6 protein-coding genes are annotated in these 6911 nt (G+C 68.0%); 1 reads left to right on the top strand and 5 read right to left on the bottom strand.

Going from position 1 to position 6911, the window contains the following annotated elements:
* Together ACWELQ_RS33515 and ACWELQ_RS33510 are read right to left on the bottom strand one after the other, a co-directional pair.
* Nucleotides 1-974, bottom strand: a 974-nt coding sequence (locus ACWELQ_RS33515) for a helix-turn-helix domain-containing protein (protein ID WP_452401041.1), incomplete at its 3' end; no start/stop codon positions are given.
* 89 nt (nucleotides 975-1063) lie between these two features.
* Nucleotides 1064-2635, bottom strand: a complete 1572-nt coding sequence (locus ACWELQ_RS33510; RefSeq protein WP_452401040.1) for a hypothetical protein — start codon at nucleotides 2633-2635, stop codon at nucleotides 1064-1066.
* A 198-nt stretch (nucleotides 2636-2833) separates the two neighbouring features.
* Between ACWELQ_RS33510 and ACWELQ_RS33505 the strand changes: the two genes are divergently transcribed.
* A complete protein-coding gene (locus ACWELQ_RS33505) occupies nucleotides 2834-3901 on the top strand; it encodes a terpene synthase family protein (protein WP_452401039.1) in 1068 nt (355 codons plus the stop codon).
* Here ACWELQ_RS33505 and ACWELQ_RS33500 read toward each other — a convergent pair.
* The 3 genes from ACWELQ_RS33500 to ACWELQ_RS33490 all read right to left on the bottom strand — a co-directional run.
* Entirely contained in the window at nucleotides 3877-4584 is a 708-nt protein-coding gene (locus ACWELQ_RS33500; RefSeq protein ID WP_452401038.1) for a response regulator transcription factor, read from the bottom strand. The genes ACWELQ_RS33505 and ACWELQ_RS33500 overlap by 25 nt on opposite strands.
* 89 nt (nucleotides 4585-4673) lie before the next feature.
* Complete coding sequence (locus ACWELQ_RS33495; protein ID WP_452401037.1) at nucleotides 4674-6215, bottom strand: sensor histidine kinase; 1542 nt, start codon at nucleotides 6213-6215, stop codon at nucleotides 4674-4676.
* A 453-nt stretch (nucleotides 6216-6668) separates the two neighbouring features.
* Nucleotides 6669-6911: hypothetical protein (locus ACWELQ_RS33490; protein WP_452401036.1), on the bottom strand; the 243-nt coding region annotated here is incomplete at its 5' end.

The raw sequence follows: 6911 nt of genomic DNA, 5'->3' as shown, positions 1-6911 counted from the left end.
GTTCGGGGGCGGGGGCCGAGTTGGTCGCGGAATTGGCCGGGGGTGACGCCGGTTTCCTCGCGGAAGGCGCGGTAGAAGTGGCGGTCGGTGGAGAAGCCGGAGGCTGCGGCTACCGCGGCGAGGGAGCGGGAGGTGTCGGCGCGGATGAGGCGGCGGGCGTGAGCGATGCGGGTGCGGCGGACGATGGCGCCGGGTTCGCCGAAGCCTTCGCAGACGCGGTAGAGGGTGCGGCGGGAGATGAGGCAGGCGTGGGCGATCTCGTCGACGGTGAGGTCGGGGTTGGTGAAGTTCTTGCGGATGTAGGCCAGCACCTGTTGCCGGGTGTAGAGCGAATCCGTCGGGGCGGGCGAGGTTTCGCCGGTGGTGAGCAGCAGCGCAGAGGCCATCATGCCGGCGGCGTCGGTGCCGAAGACCGTGACCGCCCGCGAGAGATCGTCGGGGCCTAGTTCGGCCAGGCCGCGGAAGAAGTTGGTGACCACGCCGAGCGCGCCGGTGGTGGGAACGGCGGTGGCGGTGGGCAGTTGGTCCCGGGTCAGACCGGAGTGCTCGAGGACCAGTTGCAATGGTGCGCGCACCATGGTGAACAGGCAATTGTCGGTGGTGCGGCTCTCGAGCGGCACACCGCTATCGAAGAACGAGATGGTGCCGGGCTTGCATTCGGCCACCCGTCCGCCCTGCTCTGTCCAATTCGTCCCTTCCAGCACGATATTCACCAGCAGGAACTCGTCGCTCGACGCCGCCACCATCTTCTTTGTCCGCAATGCCCGTTGCGCGCTGGCCTGCATGCGCGACACCGCGAATCCATCGAATTGGGTGGTGGTGATTTGTCCGTGCCAGTGACCTTGGCGCAATGGCTCGATCACCGTCGGGGCGACCGCGTCCGACATCAGGGCTTCCCACTGCTCGAACGCCTGACGTGGCGAAAGGGTCGAGGACGATGAGATCTCGACAGCGCCGAATACGGCTTGCTCCACGCGGGTAATCTTCCCACCACAAATCGTTCAGCAACCACGTTTCGCGTGAGATCTCTATTCGGTTCGTGGTGAAGGCCACGACCGTGACCTCAGACAACGGGCGAACCGCTCATCAGCAGCGCTGTCAATGTATACAGACGCTCGATTCGGAGCGGCGATCCGAGATCTTTGTAGTGCCACAATGGAGTTCGCACGGAATCGGTCACCGCGCTGTCGAAGGAATCGGCAAGAAAAATGTGTGCCCGCCGCAACGCGGCGGCCACCACGCGTTCCGCCGCGGGATTGGTACAACTGCCCAGGGCGTGCACCGCGCACGCGGTCTCCTCGGTGGTGGAATGCCAGATGCCCCAGGATCCGTCGCGGCGCTGGGTCGCGAGCAGCCAGGCGAGGGCTCGTGCCACCGCGAGCAGGGCGTCGGCGGAGAATTCGACCTTCATGGCGCGGGCGAGCGCCATGGCCGCGGCGGCGGTCGGCGGATACGGGGAAGCTACCGACCGGTCGTCCCAGTGGCCGTCGGAGTGCTGTGCCTCGACCAGCGCACGCACGGTGGCGGATTCGTGCCAGCGGTGCGACGGCACCGACCGCGACACGGTCGTCCACGCCTCCAGGACATGCGCGGCCTGCAGTACCCGGGCGGGCGCCGGGCTCGGAAAACGCAGCAGGCAGCGGGGATCCACCGGATCGTCCCAGGAGTTCAGCACGAAGACCGCGAGCGCGGTGTCGTCGGCGTCCGGCGGCAGCCCGGGCGCCAGCGCCATCCCGTCCGCGCTCAGGGCCTCGCGCAGTGACGCGCTCAGCGACGCGGTGAATCCGGGCGGCAGCGGAAACCCGAGCCGCACGAAAACCGCTGCCGCCATGGCGCGTTCGAAGTTCGTCACGGGCGCCAGGACCGGCCAGAGCCCGTGATGGCGGACGGCCTCCCGGCGCAGATAGCGCTGCGCACCGGCCAATTCGGTCTCGTGCCAGCGAATCGCGCTGGCGGTCAGCGCCGGTGCGCACCACACCGACCCGGCGTACAGCTGATCCTCGGCGCGCCAGCCGCGCGGCGGCGTGTCCAGCAGTTCCAGCGGGAAAACGCGCCACTCCGCGCGCAGACCCTCCGCCGCCCGCGCGTGTCGCACTGCACAGCCGTCGGCATTGTCCCGCTGGGCGATTCGGGCCCGGTTCGCTGCCGGACCGTAGCGTGCGCCGTCGAAGCCGGGCTGCGCGACGAGCCGCCGCAGCAGCATCGGCACGGTGCAGTCGACCGCGTCCAGACTGGGCAGTCGGTCCGGCGCAAAGACTTCCGGATCCGAGAACAGGAACTCCGTCCCGCGCCGCGCCGCCGCGCGCGCCCGGTCCGCGGCGATCGGCGCCTCGGCGGGCAGCTCGGACAGGGCGCAGACCACCGCCAGCGTCGGCACCACCCGATACCGCCGCGGCGCATGCGGACTGCCCCAGCTGCCGTCGCGATTCTGACTGCGCGCCAAGGCGTTCAGCGCCGGTCGCGCCAGCGAATCGGCCGGTAGCCGATGGGTTTGCCAGAGCCGCCCGAGCACCACCGCGGTGGCATAGGCCGACCCGGTCAGCATGCCGTCGGGATCCTCGTCGACCAGCCTGATCAACTGCCACAACGACATCAGGGCACGCCTGCGCAGCGCGCCGATCGATTCCTCGTTCACGGATGCTCGCAGGGGTCGCGGACGAGACGGGAACTCCTTCACGATACCCCGCCGCCGGGCCCGTGACCGCCGCCACGGAAAGCCAAATAGCTTGCCGCGCTACAGATCTTGCGAATCCGGTAATATCTGTCCCAATTGTCGGTTATCCTGGCGGCGGAGCGATTCCGCCTCCGGCCGAGTGAACCCGAGTGTTACCAAATGAATGAACACGATCTGCGGCAACTGGAGATCCCCCTTCCGTTCGCGCCGCAACGGCATTCCATGAGCGATCGAGCACAGGAAAGAGTTCAGATCTGGGCAACTCGTTTCGGATTACTCGCCGACGACGCCGCGGCGCGTCGGTTCGACTCTCTCGGATATGCGCGCTTCTCCGCATATTGGTGTCCCACCGCGTCTTTCGCCGACATGCTGCTCGTCGCCGAATGGATCACCGTATTCTTCATTTTCGACGATTTGCAGAACCAGGCGATCACCACGGGCCGGCTCGAGGACTACGACCGGCTGCGCCACACCGCCCTGCAGGTCGTGCACGAACGTGGCTGCTCCGGGCCGGTGCCACCGGTCATCGCGGCGCTGTCCAATCTGTGCACGCGAACCTTCCCGCGCAATTCCGTTGCCTGGCAACGGCGTTTCGAATTGAATCTGGAACTGTGGCTCATCGGCCACGCGCGCGAGAATTCGTTCCGTCAGGCGGGCCGCTCGCCGAGCCCGGAGGAATATCCGCGATTGCGGCGTGACGCGTCGACGGTATTGCCGACGGTCGATCTCGCGGAAATCATCGAGCACACCGAGCTACCCGATGCGCTGTATTTCGGGCCGTCTTATCAGGAGATCATCGCCACGACCGCCGATATTATGTGCTGGACCAATGATCTGCATTCTCTGGCAGTCGAATACGATGCCGAGGACACCATCAATTTGGTGACCACACTCCATGATCATCGGGGAATGGATTTGTCGGAGTCGGTGGCGGAGGTGCGCCGTCTCATCGATGTGAGAATTGCCGACAGTCAGGCCGCGGCGCAATCCATCACCGCCGAGATGGATGCCTTGCATCTGCCGCCGCGAATTCGCAACGGCGTGCGCCGCTGTATTCGCGACTGCCAATCCGCCATGGCCGGAATGGAACTCTGGGATCGCACCGACACCGTCCGCTTCACCCCCGACGCGGAGTTGGGCGACACCCGGAATATCGACTACAACAACGGGTTCCTGGACGGCTCGGCGATCGGCCGGGCGGCTCAGGCGGATTCGCGGAGGGTGTAGCCGACGCCGCGGACGGTGTGGATCAGCGGTGCGTGGCCGGTGTCGACCTTGCGCCGCAGCTGGCTCACGAAGGTCTCCACCACCCGGTCGGCGCGGCCCTCCTCGGCCTGCCACACCCGGTCGAGGATCTGTCGCTTGCTGACCACCTTGCCCGCGTTGACCATCAGATAGTGCAGCAGTTTGAACTCGGTGGCCGACAGCCAGATCTGGGCGCCGGCGCGGTGGACGGTGTGGGTGCCCGGGTCGAGTTCGAGGTCGGCGAAGCGCAGGCGTTGCGGGGTGTCGTCCTCGCTGGGCTTGGTGCGGCGCAGGATCGCCTGTAGTCGAAGGACGACCTCTTCGAGGCTGAACGGCTTGCTCACGTAGTCGTCGCCGCCCGCGCTGAGCCCCGCGATCCGGTCCTCGACCGCGTCGCGCGCGGTGAGGAACAGGACCGGGATCTCGCTGCCCTGGGCTCGCAATCGTCGGGCGACCGTGAAGCCGTCCAGATCCGGCAGCATCACGTCGAGCACGATGACGTCCGGCGGGCGGCGGGTCGCGGCCTCGAGCGCGGCCCGGCCGCTGTCGGCGCCGGTGACGTCGAATCCGCTCAGCCGCAGCGCCGAGCACAGCAGGTCCAGGATATTGGGCTCATCGTCGACCACCAGCACGGTCGCCGCGTCCGCCGCGATGCGATCGGTCACGACTGCCACCCTAGGCGCGCGCCCGCGCTCGACCGATGATTGCCCATACCGTGCATCATGACCGCGGCGACCACGGCGCAACCTCGGTGTCAGCTGTGCGGTTGCTGTGAAGGGCCCACCGGGAAGACGATTCGGAAGGTCGTTCCCACGCACGGCGTGGTGAGCAGTTGGATGCGTGCACCGTGCGCGGTGAGGACGGCCGCGACGATGGCCAGGCCCAGCCCGGAACCGCCCGCGCGCGAGCGGGATTCGTCGACCCGGTAGAACCGGTCGAAGACGTGCTGGGCCTTGGCCAGAGGAATCCCCGGGCCGTTGTCGGATACCTCGACCAGCACCGCGGGCGCGCCGACGGGCAACTCCGCCCCGGCCGTGGCGACCACCCGTGTATCTTCCGGCACCGGACCGGTCGCGACCCGTACGTCGATCTCGGTGGCGGCGGAGGTGTGCACGAGGCCGTTGCCCACCAGATTGGTCAGCACCTGCCGCAGCCGGTTGGCGTCACCGACCACGCACACCGGTTCGTCGGGAAGATCCAGTCGCACAACCCGTTCCGGCTGCCGCACCAGGGCATCCAAGACAACTTCGTCGGCGAGGGTGGTCATATCGACCTCGGCCAGATCCAGCGGCCGCTGCTCGTCGAGCCGGGCCAGCAGCAGTAGGTCGTCCACCAGCACGCCCATCCGCGCGGCCTCGTCCTCGATCCGGCGCATCATGGTCGCGACCTGTCCGGGATCGGTGCCGCCACCGAGCCGGTACAGCTCGGCGTACCCGCGAATCGAGGTCAGCGGGGTGCGCAGCTCGTGCGAGGCGTCCGCCACGAAAAGCCGCATCCGCGACTCGGATTCCTCGAGCTGCCGCATGGTGGTCGAAAGCCGTCCGAGCATCACATTGAACGCGGTCCCCAATCGCCCGACCTCGGTGTGATCGTCGGCGTCGGGCACCCGCCGATCCAGATCCCCGGCGGTAATGGCCTCGGCGGTGTGCTCGATCCGCGACAGCGGCCGCAACCCGACCCGCACCAGCCACGCCGCGACCCCGGCTAGCACGAGCAGCAGCGCCACCCCCGCCGCGATCTCGATGGTGCGCAGTTCCCTCGCGGTCGCGTAGTAGCCGTCCAGCGGCATCACGACGGCGGCCGTCCCGCCCTGCGGCTGGACCTCGGTGGCAGGCTGCACGACGGTCCGCACTCGCCATCGCGAACTGCCGCCGACCTCCCCGACCTCGAAGATCCGGCTGCCGCGCGCCGCGACCGAGGCGGTGTCCATGGGCGGCAGGTCGATGGTCGTGTTTCCCACACCGATCCGCCCGACCTGAGTACCGGCGGTGTCGAAGAACAGAATCTGGAATGTCGACGGCAGCCCGGACACTTCATTGTCCGGTTTCGGCGGCGGCGGTGGATGATTCGACGTCGACACGTCGGCGGCCGAACCATTGAGCTGCGCGTCGATGCGCGCGAGCTCGGAGCGCGCCAGCATCGAAGTGCTCAACAAACCGAAGGCCGTCAGCCCGATCGCGGTGACCGCGACCACGGTGACAAGCAGTCGAGTGCGCAGCGTCCACCGTCGCAGCCGCCGAAACCGCGGCGCGGGTGCGACTCTCGTACCCGGCTCGGTGCCTGCCACCGCACTCACGAATCCCTCGCCTCACTCACGAATCCACCTAAACACAGCGCTCTCCCTGATCCGCGGACGCGCGCCCTTCGCCACCGACTCGCCCACACAGCCCTCACCTGCCGGTATGACATTCCCACGGGTCGCCGACCACCTGTCGCGCCGACCATAGACGGCCAACCTCCGGCGAACTCGAGAACCCGAGGCCGCCGCCATCCCCCGCCCGCGTCATCGCGCTGCCGCGCTCGCCCCTGATCCGCCCGTCCGCACGGCCACGGGCCGACCCCGAGCGAGGCTCCGCGCGCGACAAATCCGAGGCTCCCCACGGGCGCTGATCCGCGGGCGAATCCGCAGAACTGCTACCACCGTCTCGGGGCCGGGCAATCGTGTCGGCGGAGCCTCTCCACCCGGATCGGATGAGCTGCCTCGAGATCGATCCGATCCGTTAGTCGACGTTGTCGCGGCGGACGGGGCCTACGACCGCCGGATGGTGTAGACGCACCCAGCACGTAGGCCGCCGGAGATCGTGTCGGCGGTACTTGGTCGGGGGTGACCGGCCGGGTACGCCGTACGCCACAGCGAGTGCGGAGGTGGTGCGCTCGCGATTGCCAGCAGCTCGCGCGTGCCGTAGACGCGGCCGATCCAGTAACCGATGCTCGCCCCGATGAGCGCGGACACGATGACCAGGGCCAGCGTGGTCGCGATGCTCAGATGCCC

The organism is Nocardia sp. NPDC004722 (assembly GCF_053601505.1).
The sequence above is the reverse complement of the archived record's forward strand: the minus strand, read 5'-3'. Positions and strand labels throughout refer to the sequence as shown.

What these genes read in the sequence shown, in the direction of transcription:
- ACWELQ_RS33505 (WP_452401039.1), top strand. Translation starts at nt 2,834, where the DNA reads ATGAATGAACACGATCTGCGGCAACTGGAGATCCCCCTTCCGTTCGCG.